Source organism: Bartonella sp. W8167 (assembly GCF_016100335.1).
Lineage (GTDB): Bacteria > Pseudomonadota > Alphaproteobacteria > Rhizobiales > Rhizobiaceae > Bartonella > Bartonella apis.
The window spans coordinates 667,499-692,977 of the sequence record NZ_JACFSQ010000001.1; the positions used below are offsets into that span (position 1 = coordinate 667,499).

The following is a 25,479-nucleotide window of genomic DNA, read 5'->3' on the forward strand; positions in this document are numbered from 1 at the left end:
ATTATTTTCCGAGGACTTTTATCTTTCGGGATAGAAATGACACTCGATTTTTCCCGAGCAGTTTCCAGTCTTTCTTGTTGGGGATTCGGGAAGACCTTAAACTATTATATTTCAATATGAAATGATTTGCTGGTCAGCATTTACTTCTTTATGCGGCTTTTCGATAAACGCACGGAGTGTTGCAGGATAAAGCTTGTGTTCGACTTTGAGAACTCGTTCAGCAAGACTATCGGCAGTGTCATTCTCCAATACGGGAACAGCGGCCTGCCCCAATATAGTTCCCTCATCCATCCCTTCGGTTACCAGATGAACAGTGCAACCGGTTATTTTTACGCCGGCGTCAAGAGCACGTTGATGGGTATGTAATCCTCTAAAAAGAGGAAGAAGGGCAGGATGAATGTTGAGTATTCGTCCCTCATAAGGACCAATGATGCGTTGGGAAATCAACCGCATAAAGCCCGCAAGGCAAACAATGTCCGGTTGGCAAGCATTGATCCGATCAAGAAGTGCGGTCTCGAAGGTTTGCTTATCGGTAAAATTTTTGCGCTCGATAATGTAGGTAGACAGGCCCAATATGCGGGCCTTTTCAATACCTTTTGCATCTTTATTGTCGCTTATGACTGCAACGACTTCTGCCGGAAAGTCATTTGTTCTTGTTGCTTCAACGAGCGACACCATATTTGTACCGCTGCCCGAGATGAGAATGACTACTTTTTTTTTCATAAGTCGAGATGTCCCTTATAGATTACGCCTTTATCTGTCCGGGATGCGATCGACCCGAGTTTCGTAACCTTTTCGCCTTGTTGTTCAAGCGCGGTAGAAATATCGGCAGCGTTTTTTGCCTCGACGACGACAACCATTCCGATACCGCAATTATATGTGCGCAACATTTCATGCTCGGCAATATTGCCTTGTTCTGCAAGCCATGAAAATACCGGCGGTACGTGGATGGAAGAGAGGTTCAACTCTGCGGCAAGAGTTTTGGGCAAAACCCGCGGGATATTTTCCGGAAAACCGCCACCTGTGATATGTGCAAGAGCCTTGATACCGCGATATTTTTTTAAAACTGCAAGAAGTGATCGGACGTAAATTCTCGTTGGCGTTAAGAGAGCTTCGCCAAGCGAGACCTTTTTATCAAATGGTGCTGGAGACTTGAGATCAAGGCCGCTTTTTTCAACGATCCGCCGGACAAGCGAAAATCCGTTTGAATGAAGTCCTGTGGACGTGAGACCCAATATGACGTCGCCTTCATTTATATTATCGGATGGCAGAAGCGTACCACGTTCAGCTGCGCCAACAGCAAAGCCGGCCAAATCATAATCGCCGTTTTTATACATACCGGGCATTTCGGCTGTTTCGCCACCTATCAGTGCTGCACCGGCTTGCCTACATCCTTCGGCAATACCCGAGACAATGGCAGCTCCTTCGTCGGGCTGTAGTTTTCCGGTCGCAAAATAATCGAGGAAGAAAAGTGGTTCGGCACCTTGAACGACGAGATCATTGACGCACATAGCAACAAGATCAATCCCGACAGTATCATGAATTCCGGCATCAATGGCGATTTTCAATTTCGTTCCGACACCATCATTGGCAGCAACCAGCACAGGATCTTTGAAACCTGCGGCCTTGAGGTCAAACAAACCGCCAAAACCTCCGAGTTCGGTATCCGAACCGGCGCGCTGCGTCGTCTTAACAATCGGCTTGATTTTTTCGACCATCAGATTTCCAGCATCAATATTAACACCTGCATCTGCATAAGTCAGGTTGTTTTGAAGGTGATGTGTGTCGCCCATCGGATTTGTCCTTAATTACGCTCTTGAACACGTGTGACCAATGCCACGTTCATGCGTGCCCCGCAAGTTTTATCAGGCGTTTAAAAAAGATATAAACGATTGTTTCTTGACGTTATTATACGAAGCTGCATATCCTTTAAAAACAACAAATTCAGTGGACGTCCATGAGCGATACGGATTTTGATAACCCAACGAAGGGGAAATCGACGAAAAATGTCAAAAGAGGTTTGAGATTCAAACGGGACAAGAAAACCGTTTATATCCCCGCTTATGCAAATATCGCTTTTCGGGGAAATGTTAAAAAGCAAGCTATATTCTGGCTTTTGACGCTTCTTTTTTTCGTTATTTTTATGTTTGTTTTCAGTTCGATTCTGCTGCCTTTTGTGGCCGGAATTGTGCTCGCCTATTTTCTTAACCCGATCGTCGAATTGCTTGAAAGGATAGGAATTTCGCGTATGTGGGGGACGGTTCTTATTACGATTGCTATCGTTCTTGTCCTCGTTATTGCCTTAACAATTCTTATTCCTGTTATAACTTCACAATTGCAACAATTTATCCGTGAAGGCTTACCGGTTTATGTCAATCGTATACAGGCTTTCTTTGCCAATCACAGTTTCGAATGGATCAAACAATATATCGGGAGCGACGCCTCCGAAATTCAGGCGAATATTCAGACCATGTTGGGGCAAAGTTCGGATCTCATAAAGTCGGTCTTGAATTCCGTATTGGATTCAGGAAAATCACTGGTAAATCTGGTAAGCCTGTTTGTCGTGGCCCCCGTCGTTGCATTTTATATGCTTCTTGACTGGGAACGCATGATCAAGACGATTGATTCGTGGATACCTCGTAACCATTTAGAAACTGTCCGCGGCATTTTTCACGAAATGGATAGGGCCGTCGCGGGATTTATTCGTGGGCAGACATCTGTTTGCCTCGCACTTGGTGTTTACTACGCAGCCGGACTTACAATTTCAGGTTTGAATTTCGGTTTATTGATCGGGCTGTTCGTTGGCTTTATAAGCTTCATCCCATATGTTGGCTCCATGACCGGATTTGTTCTTTCGGTTGGTGTCGCTTGGGTACAATTTTATCCGGAAAATTGGGAACGGATTGTCGTTGTTATGGGTGTATTTTTTGTCGGACAATTCCTAGAAGGTTATGTTTTACAGCCAAAACTGGTCGGTCAATCTGTCGGCCTCCATCCGGTTTGGCTAATGTTCGCACTTTTCGCCTTTGGCTCACTTTTCGGTTTTACCGGCATGCTCATTGCAGTTCCCGCGGCTGCAGCAGTCGGGGTTCTTGTACGGTTTGCTCTCCATACCTATCTTGAGTCGCCGCTTTATTCACCGAGCGGCAGTTCTTCAAGCGACCATGTCGGAGAAAAGGAATGAATAAAAGGTTAGAGCAATTGCCGCTCTCGCTTTCACATCCAACTGATTTTTATTCCGATGATCTGGTTGTAACAAAAAGCAACAAATCTGCTTACGAACTGATAGAACGCTGGCCGGATTGGCCAATGCCTGTCGCAGTACTTGTCGGGCCGGATGGGTCTGGTAAAACACATTTTGCAACTGTTTGGGCAGATATTTCAAAAGCACAAAAAATTGAGCCCGACCAGCTTGATCAAGCTATCACCTTTATAGAAAAAGGCATTCCGGTTCTTGTCGAGGATATGGATGGTTTTGATCTCAATGAGGTTGTCTTTTTCCACCTAATCAATTCGGTCAAAGAAAGCCACGTTATAAATCCGAAAACCACATTACTGATAACTGCTCGCAAGGGGCCGTCGAATTGGAATGTAAAGCTTGATGATCTTGCAAGCCGGTTAAGATCCGTAACGTTGGCAACACTTGAACAGCCCGACGACGAATTGCTTAATGCGGTCGCTTTCAAATTGTTTTCCGATCGACAAATAACAGTCGATCCTTCGGTTGTGGAGTTTTTAGTGAGCCGGTCGGAGCGGTCACTTTTTGCGTTGGGAAAAACTGTTGATCAAATCGACCGTTTGGCCTTGCAAAGAAAAAGTAAAATCACCAAAGCTCTTGTGTCGGAAGCTTTGGCAGTTCGCGGCGAATCAAACGCACTCTAGTTTCGCAATGTTTCTAACGGTTTATTGAACCTGTCAAAGCTCTGTCGATCAAATTCGAAATGGCGGGCGACTTTGTGCTGAGGCTTGCTTCATTTGCCCAGCCGATAATGTCTGTTGTTGGTACGACCACCCGATGCCATGAACCCTGATGTTCGTAGGAACGCATTTCTTGACCGGCTTTTACAGTAGCAACAATTTTAGATTGCGAATCAGCATTTGCATAAATTGTTGTGGCATTTTTTGCGTATATGACGTTGGCTGCATTGTTGGCAGCAAAACGGGCTTTCGGAGGTAATGTGGTATCGGGTTTGTAGGGAACCGGTGACGGTGCCATTTTTGGAACTACCAACGCTATCTTTGGTTGCACAGGAACCGCCGTGACAGGAGTGGGTATTTTCTGCGCTGGCTGTAGAGCAATGTCATGGGATGAAGCAGAGACGATAGACGGTTTTTGATTGGGAGTAGGACTTATTGCTTCTCTAGTAGCAGTTTTCTGCTCTCCGGCCGATTTGACTTCATATGTGTTATGATACCAACCGGCACCACCTAAGAGGGTTAACCCGCCGAGCAAAAAATAGCTCAGTACCGACGAACGTTTTTTTTGCGTCGTGCGTTGCCGATTTTTATTTGGCTTTGTCCGTTTCACCGCCATAATCAATCCTTTCACTTGGCAAATTTTGGCACGAAATTGTTTTTGAAAAGTTATCGGCTAAAAAAATTGCAGGATAAACCGCAAAAAATACGATTTGACCTTGCACTTCACCGTGGAAAAATTTAGGGAATGAGCGTCGAACGTGACAATGTCGGAGCGTAGCGCAGCTTGGTAGCGCACCTGATTTGGGATCAGGGGGTCGTAGGTTCGAATCCTATCGCTCCGACCATAACTTGATTTGACAAAAAGATGATGCGACAAAGTGGTCGTAACAGTTTATAATTTGGCCACAGCATGATCCGAAGGGAAAAAATCATGGTAGCACGAATTTTCAGTCCGGCTAAAACAGCCATGCAATCCGGAAAAGCGAATACCGGCTTTTGGGTTCTCCAATATGAACCTAATGAAGCTAAAATGATTGATCCGCTTATGGGGTATACATCATCGGCCGATATGAAAAGCCAAATCAGGTTGACGTTTGACACGCAAGAGGAAGCAATTTCGTACGCAACAAAAAACGGAATCGCTTACCGATTGGAAGAGCCACATGCTGTCACGCGCAAGCGGGTTGCATATTCCGATAATTTCCGGAGTGATCGTCAGGTTCCCTGGACACATTGAGGCTATTCATTTTCTTAAATATTTTTTTGGTCCCGTAGCTCAGCTGGATAGAGCAACGGCCTTCTAAGCCGTGGGTCACAGGTTCGAATCCTGTCGGGATCGCCATAACTTTTTCTGGAAAATTGGTGGTATCTAATAACTTTGTCTTATCAGAGCGTTAGACTGTTATTGTGACAAACCGGAAATTTGCAATTTTTCACCGTAATAAAACTGAATTGTAGCGATGAAAGTCCGGAAAATTCCCGTGAACTTCTCTTTGGAATAATAATTTCAGGCTGTCCGTTGTCTAAAATCGTTGCCATAAAAACTAATTTTTCGTTTTAAGCGTGAAATTAACTCGCGACACCGTGACAAGGTGTCAGTGTAAAATCGATATTTCTCCAGTTGTGGTGTTCCGGCATGAGCCAGAAAAAAGTTGGTAATATTTGCTGCTAAAACGAGCGTTTCGATGTCCTTTTGGAAGTTCACCTGATTATTGTCGTTCAATTGTTTGACTGTGCCTTTTGAATGTTAATCTCGTTTTAAAATGATTTTTGACGCAAGCTTGTCGTGACGAATAGCTTTCAATTCTACCTTCAAAACAGCGGTGACATTAAAAGTTGATTGGATTTTTCACTCTTGAAAAGTGACCAACTTTTTTAATTAAAACTCAATCTTCCCCCGAAGTTCGAGGACAAGGCCTTTTCGCATATGTCGAGCTCTTCAATTTAATGGGGCAGCAAAAAACGTTGAGCAAAGCTGATTCTTGGAATTCTGTCCAACGCAAGAATACTTCAGATTGTTACGAATATATTCGGTGGCTACGAATCATGGGCGCGGTGAAAAGTTATTTTTCTTCCTGTCAGAACAACCGATTGCTGTAACGCTAAAGCTCGGACCGTAGGATAACGTGCTTTCAAAAGCACGTGTAATTTCGGCGAGGACTACCGGAAGACGTTAGAAATCACTAACCTAATGGTCAATGACCAAAGTGGTTGGCAATTATCTCGAATTTTATACTCACAGGAGAAGTGGTACGCCCAAGGGGATTTGAACCCCTGTTTCCGCCGTGAAAGGGCGGCGTCCTAACCACTAGACGATGGGCGCGTGTCGGTGAGACGGCTTATAGAGAGGATATTTTTTAATCGCAAGCCCTGTTTGCAATTTTTTTTAATTTTTTGCTGAACAACTCCAATTCCAATCACGTTTTGGTCCTACATCGACGTGAATTGATTGATGGCAATATGTTCCGACACCACCGCGATTAGGTAAAGCGCGGACAAATTTTGCAACATCCCATTTGTTTGTGTCGGGAACTTGTATATCTGCGGCAGCACAGGACATGTGCATCGATCGCTTTGCGCCGTTGACCTTCTGATTATAGGCGGGGCTACGATATCCCGAAGTGATAATAACCGGCTTATTAAATCGACGTTCAATCGTTTTCAAAATAGCGACAAGCTGGGGCCTCAGGCAAGATACTTCGACGTCTTTACGTGCCACTTTCAATCCGTTCGGAAGCGAACGACCATACATACTGACCGATGCAAGCGTATAAAGCGATGGCGAATCAATTTCATTCGCATCAATATCGGTATCGTCATAAAGACTCGTACGATGTTTGATAACAATTCCGCCATTAGGACGCACACCCGGTAGGACATCGTTATATTCGTGCGGATCTTTTTTCGGTAAAGGCACAAGCGCGGTTTTTGTTTCGTTGTCGACGGGCTTGTTTCCCTTCTTATTATCCGAATGTCCGAACAGACGCATCAACCCGCCTTTTTCCTGGCTTGTTGCATCGTGTTCTGGTGCCGGAGCAGGGGGTTCGGTTGGGTCTGTGTGTGCTTCGGTAGTAGCTTGACTGTTTTTATCACTCGTCGGCTTTTGCGGGGTAGCTATCGTATTCTGTAGCGGAGCAACAGTCGAAGTGGTCGAAGAGGGTGTGCCATTATCTGTCGATACTGTTTGCGCCGGCGCAACATCATCGCTGCGAGGCGCATCTACCGGCTGAGCCAATTCTTCTTTTTTCCGTCCGAAAGAAAACAGAGCCGTTTTTTTTGGCTTTTGTTCTTCTGTTGTGGTTGCTTGCGGAGCTTCCGGAGATTGGGCGCTCGCTTCAGGCTGGGATGCAGCCTGAAATGCTACCTGTTTATTGCCAGATGCAGCTAGCTGTTGCACATTCGCTTGCTGTTTTTCCTGTAAAGGCAAAGGCGTTGGCAATGGCACTTTGTTTGACCGGTCACCGGAATATGCCGACGGAACGGGGATGTTTGAAGTCTGCTGGTTTGGATTGGTAGAATTTGGATCGGTGGAATTGGCGCCGTCTCCACCCGTGTTCTCTGGCAGTGGATTGCCGTCCGGAGCCTGCATTTCTGCGCTATTTGTCGGCTTCTCCAATGTTCCGAGGCCACCATTACTGGACGTACATGCCGTAAATGCGACTATTAATGATAGCAACAAGCCTGAACGAAATAAGTGACTGCCAACAAGCCGATGCTGTTTTTTCGTCTTACAGAAAATGTGGCTACAAGTTAACAATCGGCAACCTCTTGTTGTGCCCCAATGCTTAATGCACTTCAGCGTAATAGTTAAAATTAAACTCGAAGCATCGTATGGCAATCGAATGCGTCTAATTTATTTTAAAGATGAAAAATGTTTATCAAGTTTCGATTCATAATTGTAATATATGACACTTTAACCACACAATTACGACAAAACAACAAATTGGCATGAATGTCGTCCAACATCTCTTGACGTTGGCTTTGTGAATATCTCATGATAAAGAGTACTTTTATTATAGCGATGGGAATATAGAAATAAGATGAAGATGCCGTTCAAAAAGACGCCAGGTATTGTTCTAACGATGGTTGCGGTCGTTTTAATGGGCTGCGCCCGTGGAGCCGAATTTACCGCGCCGGAGCAGGCGGGAGCATCTCACGAGGAAGTTTATCCCCGTTTTTCCAATAAACCCAGAGCGGCTACTGTACAGTTTTCCGAAGCTGAAAAACAATCTCTGACCAACAAACTTGATTCAGAGGCTACGGCTTTGAAAAAAGTGCCTGGTCCTTCTGCCAACAGCGCGTCCAAATTGGCCAAAGCCAAGGATGATGCCCGTCGCGAAGCGGAAGAAACCGTCCGCCAAATTGAACAGAGCGGCAAACAGGATTAATCACTGAAATGTCGCTTGTCTTCAAACTTCAACTTTAACATTAACTTTTAGAACCGGATTATAAAATGTCGGAAGAATTCCATAAAATTCGTCGTTTGCCGCCTTATGTATTTGAACAGGTTAATCGCCTGAAGGCAGCGGCGCGAGCGAAGGGAGCCGATATTATTGATCTCGGGATGGGAAATCCTGATCTGCCCACGCCCCAAAACATTGTCGATAAACTTTGTGAAGTCGTTCAGGATCCAAGAACCCACCGTTATTCGGCTTCGCGCGGAATTCCCGGGCTAAGACGTGCGCAGGCAAAATATTACGAACGCCGTTTTGGCGTGAAACTCGATCCTGATACGCAGGTAATTGCCACATTGGGGTCAAAAGAGGGTTTTGCTAACATGGCACAAGCAATCACTGCTCCCGGTGATGTTGTTTTATGCCCGAATCCGACTTATCCGATCCATTCTTTCGGGTTTATCATGTCGGGCGGGGTTATTCGCTCTATGCCTGCGTATCCGGGGGAGGAATTGTTGCAGGCTCTTGACCGCGCTGTCAAACATTCAATACCGAAGCCGATTGCGGTTATATTGAATTACCCCTCGAATCCGACTGCCTATGTTGCCGATCTCGACTTTTATAAGGAAGTCGTCGATTTTGCTAAAAAGAATGACATTATCCTGCTGTCGGACCTCGCTTATGCCGAAATTTATTTTGGTGATAAAGAGCCACCGTCAGTTTTGCAGGTTCCGGGTGCGATTGACGTTGCTGTCGAATTTACTTCAATGTCAAAAACATTTTCTATGCCGGGGTGGCGCATGGGGTTCGCTGTTGGTAACGAGCGGCTTATTGCCGCTCTGACGCGCGTCAAATCATATCTTGATTATGGTGCGTTTACTCCAATTCAGGTTGCTGCCGCTTACGCCTTGAATGGCGATGGTTCCGACATTGCCTATGTACGTTCGGTCTATAAAAAGCGTCGCGATGTTATGGTAGAAAGTTTCCATCGTGCCGGTTGGGATATACCTTCTCCAGAAGCCACAATGTTTGCGTGGGCACCCATTCCGGAACAGTATAGGCATCTTGGTTCTCTCGCTTTCTCGAAGCTGCTTATCGAGAAAGCTGATGTCGCGGTTTCGCCCGGTATCGGTTTTGGTGAACAGGGTGATGATCACGTACGTATTGCCCTTGTTGAAAATGAACATCGTTTGAGACAAGCTGCACGCAACATCAAACGGTTTTTCTCGGAAGAAAAAAACAAGGCAGCCTGATCAATGGTAAATGCGCTGAGAATCGGCATAGTCGGACTGGGGACAGTCGGAAGTTCTGTTGTCCGGGTATTGAAAGAAAAAAAGGATTTGCTGACCAAGCAATGTGGCAGACCTATTGATGTCGTTTGTGTCAGTGCACGAGACAAGACACGCGAGCGAGGCATCGACCTTCAAGGTATAGAATGGGTCGACGACCCGTTGGTGCTTGCTGCCAGTAAAGAAATTGATGTTTTTGTCGAGCTTATTGGCGGAGAAGAGGGGATAGCACGTTTTTGTGTCGAGGAGGCGCTTAAGCATGGTCATCATGTTGTTACAGCAAATAAAGCTCTTCTTGCGCGTCATGGTGTAGCTCTTGCCAAAATTGCCGAAAAAAAGGGTGTTCTATTAAATTTCGAAGCGGCTGTGGCTGGCGGTATTCCTGTCATCAAGGCAATGCGTGAGTCGTTGTCGGGAAACAGCGTTTCAAGAGTTTACGGAATTCTGAACGGTACGTGTAACTACATTCTGACTCGTATGCTTTCGGAAGGTATTTCTTTTGAGGAGTGTCTTAAGGAAGCTCAGAAACTGGGCTATGCAGAGGCAGACCCGACATTTGACATTGAAGGATATGACACGGCCCATAAACTTGCGCTTCTTACAAGTCTTGCATTCGGATGTGTGATATCAGTTGATGATATCTACGTAGAAGGAATCAGCAACATTTCGCTTGCGGATATTCATGCAGCGGATGAACTTGGCTACCGGATAAAATTATTGGGAGTTGCTGTAAAAACCGATACCGGTATTGAACAGCGTGTTCACCCGACTATGGTTCCGACATCGACGGTTATTGCGCAGGTTCAAGGTGTCACAAATGCGGTTTCCATCCAGACCGATCTTCTGGGAGAATTGTTGCTTTCGGGACCAGGTGCTGGTGGTAATGCGACTGCTTCGGCAGTCATCGGTGATATAGCCGATATTGCAAAATCGCACCCCGGTTTTCAACATGGTCCGGTTTTCGGGACGCCTGCGCAGGCTCTTTCGCCGTATAAAAGAGCGCGTATGCGAGCTCATGCAGGCGGATATTTTATTCGTTTGACTGTTGATGATAAAATTGGAGTTTTTGCAAGCGTTGCCAAACGAATGGCTGAAAATTCGATCTCTCTTGAATCGATTGTTCAGCGCCCATTAGCGGAAAATATCCAGCCAAATACCAAAAATATTGTCCTTGTTACTCACGAAACGACGGAATCGTCTGTGAGAAAAGCATTGATGTCCATTATGGAGGATGGACATCTCGTGGATAAACCGCAAATGATCCGGATTGAACGTCCCAATTGAAAAGTCCCAATTGAAAATAAGTTTTTTAAGACTGGTCATTCTACTATCACTTATGTTTCAATAATAATTCACGAATTGATCGTGTTCCCTCTTGCAGAGTGCAGAAGTCTTTGCCAAAAGCTTTAGTATAACGTTGTAAACAACGTCGGTTTTTCTGTAACAATTATCCGATGGGATCAATCATATGTCGAACTCGGCTGACCATACATTACATGGACTCAATCGTATTTTAACACTTGAGCTCGTTCGCGTAACCGAGCGTGCGGCAGTGGCCGCGGCACGTATTCGGGGACGTGGAGACGAGAAGGCAGCTGACCAAGCGGCCGTTGATGCAATGCGCAAGGAATTGAATCGTCTGCCCATTGACGGCACGGTTGTGATCGGTGAGGGTGAACGCGACGAAGCTCCGATGCTGTATATCGGTGAAAAAGTTGGTACCAAAGAGGGACCGGCGGTCGATATTGCACTTGATCCATTGGAGGGCACCACCATTTGTGCCAAAAATTTACCGAATTCGTTGGCTGTTATAGCTATGGCAGAAAAAGGTAATTTGCTTTATGCACCGGACGTTTATATGGAAAAACTTGCAATCGGGCCGGGTTATCCAAACGGTGTTGTCGATATTGATGCCAGTCCTGTAGACAATATTAACGCGCTTGCCAAAGCAAAGGGCGTGAAATCGAATATGATTACTGTCTGCATCATGGACAGACCACGCCATGCCAAGCTTATCGAGGCGGTTCGTACGACCGGTGCGTCGATACGGTTGATAGGTGATGGAGATGTTGCCGGTATTATCCACACGACAGACCCGGATGAAACCGGTATTGATATTTATATGGGAATTGGTGGCGCTCCGGAGGGTGTTCTCGCCGCTGCTGCACTTCGTTGCATCGGTGGGCAGATGCAGGGTCGTTTACAGTTGAACACAAAAGAAAAAATCGAACGTGCAGCCAAAATGGGCGTTAAGGATCCCAACAAAGTTTACACTATGGAAGAAATGGCAAAGGGCGACGTACTTTTTGCTGCGACCGGTGTCACGGATGGCAATCTGCTTTCGGGTGTGAAATTCGCGAAAAATTATATCCAGACAGACACAATTGTCATGCGTTCACACAGCGGAACAATTCGCAATATTATTGCTCGCCATCAGGATATGACAAAATTTAACTGAATGGATCGGGCAAGCAAGCTTTGCCGGTAACACAAAACTTACATCCTTCGGAAGGCGCGTTTTCTCTCATGAAACACGCCTTTTTTCATATGGATTATCTGGACTAAGCGAATAGTCCCGCTCTTTGTCATTTTTTCAAGAAGAGAAGTGTCGATTTTAAGAAACTTGACAATGCGCGTGGAGCATAACGATTATAGTGTTGGACCGTCTGGCAGATAAAAACATAACTTCCTCAAAGAAGCGAGTATATTGACAAGTAATGACGTATAAAAATGGAATTAAATATTGTTACGTAATAGTGAAATATGACAATTAATGTTAAAATATAGAACATCTATTAATTGGAAAGGTAATTTAATACGGCCTGACATTGATCAAGGCGAAATAAAAAATATTTTCTCGGCTAACGATTTTCCGATAGAGCGGCAAAATTAGACATTCGTAATAAAGATGCTTTCATCAATGATCGAATTATCGATTCATTTGCGGCAGATGAGCCCGAATAAGTATTGAATTATTATTTATGAAAAGAATATCAGGATTTTAGATCGACAATAAAATTTTTATTCAGAATAGAATATTCAATCTATACTTGATGTCGCTATTACACGAGCGAAATAACTCATAAAGCAGGAAAAGTGCAGCTCATTTGAGCTGCACTTTAATTTGATAGGGGAATTAGTCAACTTTTACAGTTTTGACCCAACCATAAGGATCTTTGGCTTCACCCTTTTGAATATGGATGAGTTGATCGCGAAGATGCTGGGTAATCTCCCCACCATTACCATTTCCGATAACTGTTTCACCACCCTTATATTTGAACACACCAATTGGCGTGATAACAGCGGCAGTGCCGCAGGCAAATACTTCTTTGAGGTGTCCACTTTTTGCGTCTTTTTTCAGCTCGTCAAAAGAATAGCTGCGTTCTTCAACTTTCATGCCATTGTCTTTTGCAAGTTGCAGAATAGACATTCTGGTAACGCCATGAAGGATTGTTCCGTCAAGCTTCGGAGTGATCAGTCGATTATCATCCATAACAAAGCAAACATTCATGCCGCCAAGTTCTTCAATCCATTTACGTTCGACAACGTCAAGGAAAAGAACCTGATCGCAGCCGTTTTTCTCGGCGTTGATTTGTGCCAACAAGCTTGAAGCATAGTTACCACCGCATTTGGCTTCACCGGTACCTCCGGGACCAGCACGGCTGAATTCTGTATCGAGCCAAACGCTAACCGGCTTGGTTGATCCACTCTTGAAATAGGAACCAACCGGTGAGGCGATAACGCTAAAGATATACTCTTTCGCCGGATGGACGCCTAAAAATGCCTCGTTGGCAAACATGAATGGACGCAAATACAAACTGGAATCTGGAGCTTCCGGAATCCAATTACGGTCAATTTTTACAAGTTCGTTGATCGCTGCAAGAAATACATCCTTACCGATTGGCGGCATTGCAAGACGTATTGCCGAATTGTGGAATCTTTCCGCGTTTGCTTCAGGACGGAAAAGAAGAATACGGCCATCATGCGCACGATAGGCCTTCAGCCCCTCGAAGATTTCTTGACCGTAATGAAGAATAGCACTTGCTGGATCAATCTGAAAAGGTTTGCGCGCAGTTATAACCGCATCATGCCAACCTTTACCAGCAGTCCACTGCACCACTGCCATGTGGTCGCTGAACACGCGACCAAATCCAGGATTCTTCAATAGTTCCGTGCGCTTCTCGGCGCTAACGGGATTTGTGTTTTTTTCTATCTTAAATGGAAGAACAGTACTGGAACCTGTCATGACAATAACCTTTTGAAATGTATCTTCATCTTATTACTCATTTGCCAATGATCTGCATCGGTATAGCAATAAGGCGTGAACATTAGAGTTTGTTTGCCGTTAATGTCAATGCTTTTAGAACTTTGGAGAACCAGAACAACAAGATTGTGAAAATTTTTCGTTCGTTTGCGACCAATAGTTATTCACTACTAGTGACGGAACATAACAAAGTTTCAAACATTCAGGAAAATGGGGTGAGAAAATAAAATATGGTTTTCCAGCGTGACTAAGTATTTTTTCGTAGAAAATTAAAAAGAGAGTAGCGTTATAATGCATAAAAATAGCCTTTTCGGAGCCTTTCGGGCCTTCATGATTCCACTTTTTAATCGTGCATTATTCGAAGCATTTATTGTGTTTACAGTATCGGCTTTATTTACATGGACGATACTAACAATAACCTTTATGTCGTTTTGTTAACGATAACATATTCAACTGATTGAACTTCAATATCTGCGATATGTCGGCTAAAAATAGGGACCTTAAGACCATTCTTCGCACGATTTTAATTGTAAATAGCAACGAAGATAACATCAGGTAGAAGCGGGATAGAGTAGGGAGCAAAAGAAAAATGAACACCGACACGCATTGATTACATCACGTTTGCTGTTAGCTCCATCTTGGCGCTTCGGGAACGCAAAAATTGACTGGTTTTGGCGGCGTCCAGCGATGATGACCAACTGGTTGTAAATTAATCTGGTTGCAAATTTATAGTGACAAAATTTGAAGGACTATTTATCAGAATAACAGTGAAATCGACGGAATAAACATTAAATATCGATCGCGATTGTGGCAATAAACGATTGTCAACTAATGTTCTATCAATTGCCGCCGAATAGGCGCAAAATTTGAACGAGTTGGACATTGAAATTGTTGGCTATTGCCTTAAGCCGAAGGCACAATCAACATCCGAAAATCTGAGTGACCGATGTGGAAAGCCACATATTTTATCAACCGTAGCTCATATTTTTTACAAATTGATCAGGGTTAGGGCGTTACCAAGCTCTAGAAATGTCTTATTGGTTTTCTCCTCGCCTCTGTAGCTTGCTCTTAATAGGCTGATTGGCTTTCGAAATAAGCAAATGGTTAAGTCAAAACGAGTTCCGGTTGTGCTGGACGGTCGAAGTCTTATCAGATCTGCTTAGGAAAAAGGCATATCAGGACAGATTGATAAATTTACCTAATTCCCTAAAGCCCCCAAAACCCTTCCCGAAAGTTCATTAACTACCAAAAACGGTCGGATGGAGTTCTATTTACCGACGAAACAGCTTCCATTCTGGCTCTTTATCTTTTCGCAGAGGCTGACAGCATTATCACGCGGGCCGACTTGTACCCTGACGCGATAATATGTCCCTTTACCCGGAATGGAAGCGGGTTGGATGCTTAACGGCAATGAACCGATGAGTGAACCAAACAGACTTTTTGCTTTATTCATCGACGCAGTCGCCGATTCTTGCGTCGGCTGGGAAGCTATTTGTACATAGTAACCGCCTGCTCCGACACTTGCTGTTATGGGAGCAGCCTTCGGTTCAACCTTGGTCAACGGGGTTGAGGCAGTATTAGGAAGCGCTGCCGGCTTTTGTGTTGTCTGTTCTGCCGTTTCAACAGGTTGCGCTTGTTGTTGGGGCTTAGGGGACGATACTGTATTAATACCACTCAATTTATTTTGTGAGCTGCTCAAATCTTTTGAAGTGCCATTGTCGGTGTCTTTATTCGATTGGGCGTCGTCATTGATAATTTTTGTCAGTTCAGAATCAGTTTCGGACATTTCAGGTTCGGATGATGCTTTCGCATTGGATTGCGATTGCTTTGAACCGTTTTGAACATTTGCCAGATTGTCACTTTGAGACTTTTCGGCATTATTTCCACTCGCTTCGACCTGTGAAGGGGCTGAATTGGTAGTTGGCGATATTGTTCCATCCGGATTAACGACGACGGATTGGACTTCTCTTGTCGGCACACTTTGATTTGATGCTGCAGCGATCGCATCCTCGACGTTCGACGAATCCGCGTAAGAAGCAGCGTCATTTAAAGCCGTCAGATCTTCCGGAGTTTCCGAATGATCGACAAGCTTTTCCTGATTACCTTTATCGTCAGTCTCTCCATTAGCCTGATTATACACGTCCTGATTGTTTTGGCTTTCATTATTGGTGTTCGTTTGTTCAGCCTGCACTTTATAAGGCGCATTGTCGGCATGAATGACAGTTGATGCGCCATCTCCTTGAGATGGCAGAAAATATTTCATAGCAGCATAACCGCCGCCGAGAAGGATGAATAAAGCAACGCCGCTAACAGTCAGTTTTTTCGCCAAGGATTTTGTGCGAGGTTGATTTTGCATCTCTGCAAACGGTGCATTTGTTCCAATCAGCGTCTGTTCATTTTCCGAATAAGCCGGATTGTCTTCTGCATAAACATTGCCGCTATTTTGGAGGCCATATTGCCCCTGCGGGACGTCAGGATTTTGTTCAAATTGATTTTGCTTCTGATTATAACCGGACTGGGCATAAGCTTCAGCAAAGAAATCATCCTGCTCTTTTGGAGTGTTCGGTGTTTCCTGCTTGTTACCAACGCTGAAAACATCGGCAAACTCGTTTTCCAATGCGTCGCTCTGTGGGGCGTTTTCTTCAGCCGGATAGGGTATTTCAGGTACATCTACCGGTTCTGTTTGCTCAACGATTTCGTCGGCAAATTTATATGTATCGACATCCGGCGGAAGGTTGGCGTTATTTTCGTCAAGATTCTTTGCCGTCTGTTGCGTATTGGCAGGATAATTTTCTGCGGCAGTTTGCTCTTCATGAGCGAAAGCAACATGCTCTTCAGGATTGTAATTCTGTTCGACAGGTTGGGCAGGATAATCACCATGATTTTGTGGTGATTGATCTGCATTTTGATTTCCGGAACGTGGTGCATATTGCTGCTGTGGTTCCGAATGCTCTCTAAATTCCGGCTCTGGTTCCGGCGGTATTGGAGGTAGAGGTGGTTGTTCGTTCACAGTTTCAGCTGCTTCCGGATAAGATTGGTCGGAGTCAGCTGATGTATCCTGAAATTGGTTTTGTTCTACTGGAGGATTGACGATAATATTTTCGTCAGTTGAAAGGTCTTCCAGACCGAATGGATCGCTACTTTGTGCGACCGGTTGTTGTGTCGTGTTTGAACCCGAATTAGTCTGCGCTACCGGCGGATTTTGATGTTGATTGTCCGAAAAAACATCATCAAAACCGAATGGGTCATCACCATTCAAGAAATCATTTTCGGGCGAATTCTGACTATTCTGTGGTGGCGTATAGGGTAACGGAGCCGTCGTCTTTGCTGCATTTCCAGCATAATAATTTTCGGGAGAAGTACTAGACGGACTGGCTCCATTCCACTGAGCCGGAGAAAATTCCGCATTGTTTTCCACACCGGAATTTGTTTCTGTACCGTGTCTGTTGAAATTTTCGCTACCACCAGAAGGTTGGCCCAGCTGCGAGGTTGAACCACTCGAGTCATTTTGCGCCGGAGAAGCAAAATTGTAGTTATTATTTATTTGAGGTGCTTGTGGCTGGGCCCCATCATTCAATTGTTGTGGCTGGTTTGGTTCGTTAAATGCGGGCAGAGGATCGTTGACGAGCAGATTCTCGAGCTCTTTATCAAAACTCATTTCATCAAAAACAGGATCCTGACGGTTCTGCGCTTGATTCAAGGGGGGAATTCGGCCATTTTCAGACGTTGTTTGATAGGAATTCGTGTTTTGTGACGTTTCCTGTAGAGGCTGAGGAGCGAAATTCTGCGGATTATCCGGTTGCGCAATATTTACGGGATTTACAAACGACGCGTTGTCGATGCCTCTTGTATTATTTAAATTATTTGTATTTGTCGGCGTATGTTGCGTCTGTTCCTGAGGAAAACCGAAATTTCCGGATGCAGGCGGATTTTGTGTTTGATTGTTATAATTCTGTCCGGTCGGATAAGTGGGCGCCGAAGGTTCATCGCCAATAGGTAAATCAGGTAATGTATCAAACTCGGCCCCAGAAAACCCGGCTGGCGGCTCGATCGGTGTACCCGGGGCACGCGCCTGCGGCGTGAATGACGGCGTGTCGTAAAGCTCGTTAAAAGGTAAGTCGGGCTCATGTTGCTGTTGCCCATTGCCAAGATTGTCATCTTGCGGCAAAAAATCGAGGTCAGTATTCCCGGAAGCGTTTTCGTTACCCGTCTGACGAGCATTGTCTAAAGAGCCGGTACCTTGCGGATGATCTTCAAGAAAAGGCAGATCGGCATCATTTTGACTTCCAACTTGGGGGCGGGGCGTCAAATTTGCGCTTGTATCCGGTTGACGGGCGGGGCTATTTCCGTTCGCATTAAAATCCAGATTGAACAGGCGCGTAAGCTCAAGAAGTGGATCTTGATCTTTCGTGGCCGGTCTCTCGGGACGAGAAGCATTGCGATCATTATCGGTCATAGTTTTTCCCACATAGTCGGTTACGCAATCTGTTATCTATTGCATTCTGCCGGACATCAAGCGGATTCACCCTAATAATCCGAAATTCTGTTTTAATATCATATATATACTAGATAACGCCAATCAAGTCAAAGCTATGCAAGCTTGTCTTTTCGTCGTCGTTATCAGCGCATTTCTACCGGAGCATCGACGCCAATGATACCCAAAGCAGATGACAGAACATCGGATACGGCCTGAATCAAACCTAGTCTCGCTAAAGACAATTCTCTATCGTTAAGCTTGATAAAACGTAAATCCTCATTTTCTGTCCCTTTATTCCAGTGACCATGGAAGAAAGAGGCCAAATCATAAAGATAAAATGCCAGCCGGTGTGGCTCATAATTGAGCGTTGCTTGCTCAATAACGCGAGGATACTCGGCAAGCTTCTTTATGAGAGCAATCTCGCCCGCATCTGTCAATTTTTCCAGGTGCGAGACAAGTTCTTCTCTTGAAAAGTTGGAGAGATTGAGAAGTTCTTCTGCCTTTCTGAACGTCGAGTGACATCTCGCACAAGCATATTGAACATAAAAAACGGGGTTATCTTTTGATTGCTCTGTTACCTTTGCAAAATCAAAGTCAAGCGGCGCATCGCTTTTTCTGTAAATCATCATGAAACGGACAGGATCTCTGCCCACTTCATCGACAACGTCGCGCAGCGTAACAAAAGAGCCAGCTCTTTTTGACATGACAACCGGCTGTCCATCGCGAAGCAATTTTACCAATTGGCAAAGAAGCGCTGTCAGCTTGGCTTTACCACCCGATATAGCTTTTGCGACTGCTTGCAGACGTTTGACATAACCACCATGGTCGGCACCTAGAACATAAATCATTTCGTTGAATCTACGTTCGAACTTGTTCCGGAAATAGGCGACATCTGCTGCAAAATAGGTGTAAGAGCCGTCAGACTTAATAAGTGGCCGATCCTGATCATCACCAACATCCGTCGAGCGGAACAATGTCTGCTCCCGGTCTTCCCAGTCTTCTGAGGCTTGCCCCTTTGGGGGTGGTAGTGTGCCTTTATACACATAGCCCTTCAAAGTAAGATCGTTGATGGTACTGCGGATTGCCTTGGCGTTATCGGCATGCAAGGTTTTTTCTGAAAAAAAGACGTCGTGATGTACGTTAAGTGCTGCAAGATCATCACGGATCATCCGCATCATCGCATCAACTGAACGTTCTTTTATAAGCGGTAACCTCTCTTCCTCGGACATTGCGAGAAGTTTGTCACCGAATTCTTTTTTTAGGGCTTCACCAACCGGTACAAGATAATCACCAGGATAAAGGCCTTCGGGAATTTTACCGATATTTTCTCCCAGTGCTTCGCGATAGCGTAGAAAAACAGATTTTGCCAATACATCAATCTGCCCGCCGGCATCATTGATATAATATTCTTTTACAACGTCATGGCCGGTGAATGACAAAAGATTGGCGAGAACATCACCGACAACCGCTCCACGACAATGACCGACATGCATCGGTCCGGTCGGATTGGCAGAAACATATTCAACATTTACTTTCTTTCCGAGTCCAAGCTCCGAACGACCGAAACTGCTACCCGATTTAATAATGGTTTTTAATACGTTTCGCCAAAATCCGTCCGTCAATCTCAAATTAATGAATCCTGGGCCAGCGACATTGACAGATTCGATATCTTTGTCTGTTTCAAGAAGAGTAGCAATCCTTTCGGCCAAGGCTCGTGGATTGCAGCCGACCGATTTGGATAAAACCATTGCAGCATTTGTTGCAAGATCGCCATGTGAAGGGTCGCGCGGTGCTTCAATACTCATTCGGCTCAAATCAAGAGGCGAACCGTCTTTGGTTTTGATATCAGAATGTTGAAGCAATTCTTTAATTTTTTGCTCGAATTCATTAAATATATTCATCATGGGAATCCGTGTTGTTCTCACCTTCGTTTAGGACAAAAGAGTCGTGCGGTCAAACAATCGTCGATATTCGCGCAGCGCATAATTGTCTGTCATGCCTGAAAGGAAGTCGGAAATTATTCGTGCCCGTTTATCGGTATTCAAGTTTATTGTCGTATTATACCATTCTTCCGGCATTGCATCAGGGTGTTCATAATAAAAGTCGAACAACTCGGAAACAATTTTTTCCGCTTCGCTTCTACGATTCCAAACATATTCATGATGATACAGATTATCATACAAAAAGCGTTTAAGCCCACGTTCGGCTTTTGCCATTTTAGGAGAAAACCGGACAAGTTGGTGACCGGCATTATGAATATCGTCGATGCTGACAGGCGAAAGCTCGTCGATGAGTTCAAGTGAATGGTTGATGACATCTTCAACCATCAGGGTTATTTGCCGACGGACAAGCTCGTAGCCTCTACGTGTTCTATCAAGATCGGGATAATCTCGTTTGATGCTGCCAAGAATATTGGATGTCAATTCAACATTTTCAAACTGCGTCAAAGAAAGAAGGCCGGATCGTAAACCGTCGTCGATGTCATGAGCGTTATATGCAATATCATCTGCTATTGCTGCGCATTGCGCTTCAAGACTGGCAAACCTATCAAGTTCAAGGTTCTGAAGTTTATTATATTCAATGAGAGTAACCGGTATCATCGGGCTTTTGGCAGCAGGACCTGTAAGCGGGCCATTGTGTTTTGCAAGCCCCTCCAGAGTTTCCCATGTGAGGTTTAGTCCGTCAAAACGCGGATAGCGATGTTCAAGTGATGTGACAATGCGCAGGCCTTGGGCATTGTGGTCAAAACCGCCAAAAGGCTTCATTTTTTCGTTTAATGCGTCTTCACCGGCATGCCCGAATGGCGTGTGTCCGAAGTCGTGAACAAGCGCAATCGCTTCGGCAAGGTCTTCGTCGAGACGCAATGCCCGCGCGAGCGCTCGAGCGATTTGTGACACTTCAAGACTATGTGTGAGACGCGTGCGATAAAGATCACCTTCGTCAGCAATGAAAACTTGCGTTTTATGATTGAGCCGTCGGAACGCGTTCGAATGGATGATGCGGTCGCGATCACGTTGGAATGGGGTACGTGTCGGACTGGACGGTTCGTCAACAAGCCGTCCACGACTTTTTGAGGGATCACTCGCATAGGGTGCACGCGGGCGATAACCGAAGCCTATCTCATTTATATCCATTGCAAGTTTTCCAATCGAGACCTAGATTCATAAACGGATATCTTTTATCCGATATTCGGGGTTACGAAAACAGTCTGATGCAAGGAAGTATTGATTATGGGTATTGAAGTTACCGATTCGGCGGTTAAACGTATAGCGCGGATTTTGGCTGGTGAACCGGACAAAACCGCGTTGCGCATTTCTGTCGAAGGAGGGGGGTGTTCCGGCTTTTCCTACAAATATGATCTTGTCAGCGAACCTCCCGCAGATGACGATCTGGTAATCACAAAAGACGGAGCAACAATATTGATAGATTCGGTATCTCTATCCTTTATGGATGGATCGGAAATAGATTTCGTCGACGACCTTATGGGGCAGGCATTCAAAATCAACAATCCCAATGCTGTTTCGTCCTGCGGCTGTGGTGCAAGTTTTTCAATATAGTCGCATTTTTTGAAAATTAAGCGGTTGTGACCGATTTTTAATTTAACTCCGTTAACGCCAACATTTTATAACGCTGACAGAAAAACAGATGACACTTGAATCTCGCCTCAAATGCACTGCAAGGATAGTCGTTCCGGCAAGTTTTTTTGCTTTATGGGGCGTCTTAAGTGTTTTTAATGCAAATGCCGAAGACAAAAAACCGGAATTGAATTTTGCAGCGCCGCAACAGACTGATCAGGATAATAAGCCAAAACAGGGCAGCGACCCTAAAGGTGCAAATACGTCGACAACTGTGCATAGTCCGGCAACGAATAAGACGCCGAACATTTCAACTGACCCGGTGGAAGCACAACAACCGGTTAACACACAGCAAAAGGCCGAGCTTACTCTCAACGCCCGTTTGACCGATAAAGGTTCCGATATCTCGCGTGGATTGATCTGGCGTATTTATGAGCCGATCTACGGGGTTGATAACAAATTGCCACTTGTTACTTCCGCTGAAGGGGGCAGCGCCCATTTCTCCCTCGATCCGGGGAGTTATATCGTCCATGTATCATTCGGTCATGCCAGTGTAATGCGCCGGATAACTGTTCGTGCCGAGCAAAAATTGTCGGAAACACTGGTCTTGGATGCAGGTGGTTTAAAACTTAATGCGACAATGCCCGAAGGTAAAATCAACCCGCAATATTTACGCTTCTCAATCTATTCGGATGATAGTGAAAATGACGATACCGCGTTGATTTTGTCAGACGTAAAAGCAGGCGAAGTTATACGATTGAAAACCGGTGCCTATCATATCGTCTCAAATTATGGATCTGCCAACGCCATTTCGCGCTCTGATATCAGAGTTGATGCCGGGAAAATTACTGAAGCCACAATGCAGCATCATGCTGCGCTTATCACTTTGAAACTTGTTCGCCAGCAAGGGGGCGAAGCACTGGCAGACACAAGTTGGTCAATAACAAATGATTCTGGCGATATTATTCGTGAAACTGTCGGCGCTTATGCCACTCTTGTCCTTGCCGAGGGTGATTATATTGCAATCGCGAAGAACAAAGATCAAATTTATCAGAAAGAATTTTCTGTGACTTCCGGACGCGATGAAGATGTCGATGTCGTTACAACCGCCCAACCTGCTCCACCGGTTGACGATTCAATGGATTGAAAGCTCTTTTATTGACGGGCGTAAAGCCTCGGACAGCATCACAAAATGGGGAGGTTAGAATCAGCAATCAAATTGCTGATAATGATGTCATGGCTTCATGTTGAAGTCCTAAACAATGCGACTCTTTTGCCTGACTGACATTCAAGGAAAGCTCTAAGCAAGCTGCGCAAAGCGCATAGAACTGATGTAATTCCTTACATAGCGTTTACTGAAAAAGGCCCGTTTTCGGTCCTCATCTTGTGTCCAAAAACGCGACTTTAAAAAAATCTGGCAGACAAATGATTCATCTGCCAGATACTCAAAATCAATCAATCTTCTTCGTTAGAGCGGCGAAGGTCGGGTGGCGTTGCTTCCTCTTTCAGGGTAGCAATGACTTTTTCAAGCGGTAAAGACACCTGTTCCTGACTACCCAGGCGTCGCATATTTACCGAGCCACCATCAGCCTCTCTTTTGCCGCAGACCAGAATAACCGGTACTTTTTGTAGCGAATGTTCGCGTACCTTATAGTTGATCTTCTCGTTTCTGAGGTCAGTTGTAGCAATTAGACCGGCAGCTTTGAGTTTTTTGACGACTTTTTTGGCATAATCGTCAGCTTCCGATGTAATCGTTGCAACGACAACTTGAAGAGGTGAGAACCATAAGGGTAAATGTCCTGCATAGTTTTCCAGAAGAATTCCGAGAAAGCGCTCCATCGAGCCACAAATTGCACGGTGGATCATGACAGGTTGACGTTTTTCGGAATCTTTATCGATATAGAAAGCGCCGAACCGTTCCGGCAAATTGAAGTCGACCTGCGTAGTTCCGCATTGCCATTCACGACCGATCGCATCTCTTAGCGTGTATTCGAATTTAGGACCATAAAATGCACCTTCACCCGGAAGAATGCCGGTCTTGATACGTCCATTCGATTTTTCTTCAATTGTTTTCAGAACGTCCGACATGACGCTTTCTGCATGATCCCACAATTCGTCGGATCCCACGCGTTTTTCCGGACGCGTTGATAATTTTACAGTAATTTCATTAAAACCAAAATCAGCATAGGTGCTTAAAATCAGATCGTTAATTTTGAGGCATTCGTCTGCAAGCTGTTCGTCAGTGCAGAAAATGTGTGCGTCGTCCTGTGTGAAACCGCGAACACGCATCAAGCCGTGCAGAGAACCGGATGGTTCATAACGGTGGACTACACCGAATTCGGCAAGTCTGATAGGCAATTCGCGGTAAGATTTAAGCCCATGTTTGAAAATTTGCACATGACCAGGGCAATTCATCGGCTTCAAAGCGTAAACGCGATCGTCATCGGCGTCGTCACCGGCTGGCGTTACCTTGAACATGTTTTCTTTATACCATTCCCAGTGCCCCGATATTTCCCACAAGGATTTATCGAGAACTTGCGGCGCATTGACTTCCGCATATCCCTGATCATCGAGGCGACGGCGCATATAGCTCACGAGATTCTGGAACATTTTCCAGCCTTTTGCATGCCAGAAAACAACGCCCGGACCTTCTTCCTGAAAATGGAATAGATCCATTTCACGCCCTAAACGGCGATGATCGCGTTTTTCGGCTTCTTCAAGCATATGTAGATAGGCAGCAAGGTCCTTTTCATTAGCAAAGGCGGTACCGTAAATGCGGGTTAACATCGGATTATTCGAATCGCCTCTCCAATAGGCACCGGCGACTTTCATCAATTTAAAGGCATTTCCGATCTGCCCTGTTGATTGCATATGAGGACCGCGACAAAGGTCAAACCAGTCTCCCTGGTGATAGATTTTTACATCCTCGTTTTCCGGAATTGCATCTACCAATTCAACCTTGTAGAGCTCGCCTTTATCCGCAAAAATCTTTTTGGCCTTTTCACGCGGCAATACTTCTTTCGTAAATTTCGCATTGCGCCGGATAATTTCATGCATTTTCTTTTCAATTACCGGCAGGTCTTCAGGCGTAAAAGGCTGATTACGAGCAAAATCATAATAAAAGCCGTTTTCAATAACCGGGCCAATAGTGACTTGTGTACCCGGAAAGAGTTCTTGCACAGCTTCGGCAAGAACGTGCGCACAATCATGACGGATGAGTGCAAGTGCACGGGGATCATCGCGTGTAACAATCTCGATCGAACCAGATTGCCCCAAAGGGTCGGACATATCACGCAAGACGCCGTCAAAACTGTAGGCAACAGCATTTTTTGCCAAAGATTTGGAAATTGATTGAGCAAGTTCCAGTCCGGTCATATTTGCCGGATAATCGCGTTTTGAACCGTCGGGAAATGAAATAGAAACCGTGGAAGACATAAAATTACTCCTAATCCAGTCCCGCCAACGAATGCGGGTGGGGGTGTCGATTGCTTCATTTACTGAAAACGAAGCGGCTTAATGAAAAGTCCTTTTAATTTTTCTTTTGATAAAAAGAAAGCCTTAA

Annotated in this window: 18 protein-coding genes and 3 tRNA genes; 11 read left to right on the forward strand and 10 right to left on the reverse strand. The window is 45.0% G+C overall.

The genetic code is table 11. The features are described from left to right. Positions 1-111: 111 nt before the first annotated feature. Together purN and purM are read right to left on the reverse strand one after the other, a co-directional pair. Positions 112-723 carry a phosphoribosylglycinamide formyltransferase gene (gene purN, locus H3V12_RS02695; protein ID WP_198212630.1) on the reverse strand — a complete coding sequence of 204 codons (612 nt, stop codon included), beginning with the start codon at positions 721-723 and terminating at the stop codon, positions 112-114. Beyond that, complete coding sequence (gene purM, locus H3V12_RS02700; RefSeq protein ID WP_198212631.1) at positions 720-1,793, reverse strand: phosphoribosylformylglycinamidine cyclo-ligase; 1,074 nt, start codon at positions 1,791-1,793, stop codon at positions 720-722. Before purM ends, purN begins: the two co-directional genes overlap by 4 nt. Before the next feature lie 164 nt (positions 1,794-1,957). Here purM and H3V12_RS02705 point away from each other — a divergent pair, with 164 nt between their 5' ends. Beyond that, complete coding sequence (locus H3V12_RS02705) at positions 1,958-3,184, forward strand: AI-2E family transporter (protein ID WP_198212633.1); 1,227 nt, start codon at positions 1,958-1,960, stop codon at positions 3,182-3,184. Next, a complete protein-coding gene (locus H3V12_RS02710) occupies positions 3,181-3,882 on the forward strand; it encodes a hypothetical protein (protein ID WP_198212635.1) in 702 nt (233 codons plus the stop codon). The genes H3V12_RS02705 and H3V12_RS02710 overlap by 4 nt, the downstream gene beginning before the upstream one ends. A gap of 13 nt (positions 3,883-3,895) precedes the next feature. Here the strand turns inward: H3V12_RS02710 and H3V12_RS02715 are convergent, their stop codons facing one another. Then, a complete protein-coding gene (locus H3V12_RS02715; protein WP_198212637.1) occupies positions 3,896-4,534 on the reverse strand; it encodes an SH3 domain-containing protein in 639 nt (212 codons plus the stop codon). Positions 4,535-4,686: 152 nt separating this feature from the next. Between H3V12_RS02715 and H3V12_RS02720 the strand changes: the two genes are divergently transcribed. The 3 genes from H3V12_RS02720 (at position 4,687) to H3V12_RS02730 (ending at position 5,260) form a co-directional block, all read left to right on the forward strand. Next, positions 4,687-4,763 (forward strand) — tRNA-Pro (locus H3V12_RS02720). Positions 4,764-4,849: 86 nt separating this feature from the next. After that, complete coding sequence (locus tag H3V12_RS02725; protein WP_075870876.1) at positions 4,850-5,155, forward strand: ETC complex I subunit; 306 nt, start codon at positions 4,850-4,852, stop codon at positions 5,153-5,155. 28 nt (positions 5,156-5,183) lie between these two features. Beyond that, a tRNA-Arg gene (locus tag H3V12_RS02730) sits at positions 5,184-5,260 on the forward strand. 906 nt (positions 5,261-6,166) lie between these two features. On the opposite strand, the gene H3V12_RS02735 is transcribed toward H3V12_RS02730, so the two are convergent. Next, a tRNA-Glu gene (locus H3V12_RS02735) sits at positions 6,167-6,241 on the reverse strand. A gap of 63 nt (positions 6,242-6,304) precedes the next feature. Further along, positions 6,305-7,594, reverse strand: coding sequence for a D-Ala-D-Ala carboxypeptidase family metallohydrolase (locus H3V12_RS02740; protein WP_246787472.1), 1,290 nt, complete (start codon positions 7,592-7,594; stop codon positions 6,305-6,307). 364 nt (positions 7,595-7,958) lie between these two features. Here H3V12_RS02740 and H3V12_RS02745 point away from each other — a divergent pair, with 364 nt between their 5' ends. From H3V12_RS02745 to glpX, 4 genes are all read left to right on the forward strand, one after another. Next, entirely contained in the window at positions 7,959-8,306 is a 348-nt protein-coding gene (locus H3V12_RS02745; RefSeq protein ID WP_075870613.1) for a hypothetical protein, read from the forward strand. A 65-nt stretch (positions 8,307-8,371) separates the two neighbouring features. After that, a complete protein-coding gene (locus H3V12_RS02750; protein WP_198212639.1) occupies positions 8,372-9,565 on the forward strand; it encodes an LL-diaminopimelate aminotransferase in 1,194 nt (397 codons plus the stop codon). 3 nt (positions 9,566-9,568) lie between these two features. Beyond that, positions 9,569-10,885, forward strand: a complete 1,317-nt coding sequence (locus tag H3V12_RS02755) for a homoserine dehydrogenase (RefSeq protein ID WP_198212641.1) — start codon at positions 9,569-9,571, stop codon at positions 10,883-10,885. Between the two features lie 184 nt (positions 10,886-11,069). After that, positions 11,070-12,059 (forward strand): class II fructose-bisphosphatase, encoded by a 990-nt coding sequence (gene glpX / locus H3V12_RS02760; RefSeq protein ID WP_198212643.1) that lies wholly within the window; start codon positions 11,070-11,072, stop codon positions 12,057-12,059. A gap of 678 nt (positions 12,060-12,737) precedes the next feature. Here the strand turns inward: glpX and H3V12_RS02765 are convergent. The 4 genes from H3V12_RS02765 to H3V12_RS02780 all read right to left on the reverse strand — a co-directional run bounded on the left by H3V12_RS02765 (position 12,738) and on the right by H3V12_RS02780 (position 21,476). Next, positions 12,738-13,847, reverse strand: a complete 1,110-nt coding sequence (locus tag H3V12_RS02765; RefSeq protein ID WP_198212645.1) for a branched-chain amino acid aminotransferase — start codon at positions 13,845-13,847, stop codon at positions 12,738-12,740. 1,285 nt (positions 13,848-15,132) lie between these two features. Further along, entirely contained in the window at positions 15,133-18,321 is a 3,189-nt protein-coding gene (locus H3V12_RS02770; RefSeq protein WP_198212647.1) for an SPOR domain-containing protein, read from the reverse strand. A gap of 164 nt (positions 18,322-18,485) precedes the next feature. Further along, positions 18,486-20,243 (reverse strand): arginine--tRNA ligase, encoded by a 1,758-nt coding sequence (gene argS / locus H3V12_RS02775; RefSeq protein WP_198213752.1) that lies wholly within the window; start codon positions 20,241-20,243, stop codon positions 18,486-18,488. 30 nt (positions 20,244-20,273) lie between these two features. After that, the gene (locus H3V12_RS02780) at positions 20,274-21,476 is read right to left on the reverse strand and encodes a deoxyguanosinetriphosphate triphosphohydrolase (RefSeq protein WP_198212649.1); all 1,203 of its coding nucleotides are present in this window, start codon (positions 21,474-21,476) and stop codon (positions 20,274-20,276) included. A 93-nt stretch (positions 21,477-21,569) separates the two neighbouring features. Between H3V12_RS02780 and H3V12_RS02785 the strand changes: the two genes are divergently transcribed. Beyond that, on the forward strand, positions 21,570-21,899 hold the full coding sequence (locus tag H3V12_RS02785; protein ID WP_198213754.1) for an iron-sulfur cluster assembly accessory protein: 330 nt from the start codon (positions 21,570-21,572) through the stop codon (positions 21,897-21,899). A gap of 88 nt (positions 21,900-21,987) precedes the next feature. Next, positions 21,988-23,064 (forward strand): hypothetical protein, encoded by a 1,077-nt coding sequence (locus H3V12_RS02790; RefSeq protein ID WP_246787473.1) that lies wholly within the window; start codon positions 21,988-21,990, stop codon positions 23,062-23,064. A gap of 308 nt (positions 23,065-23,372) precedes the next feature. Here H3V12_RS02790 and thrS read toward each other — a convergent pair whose 3' ends face one another. Beyond that, positions 23,373-25,352, reverse strand: coding sequence for a threonine--tRNA ligase (thrS, locus tag H3V12_RS02795; RefSeq protein ID WP_198212652.1), 1,980 nt, complete (start codon positions 25,350-25,352; stop codon positions 23,373-23,375). Positions 25,353-25,479 lie beyond the last annotated feature (127 nt).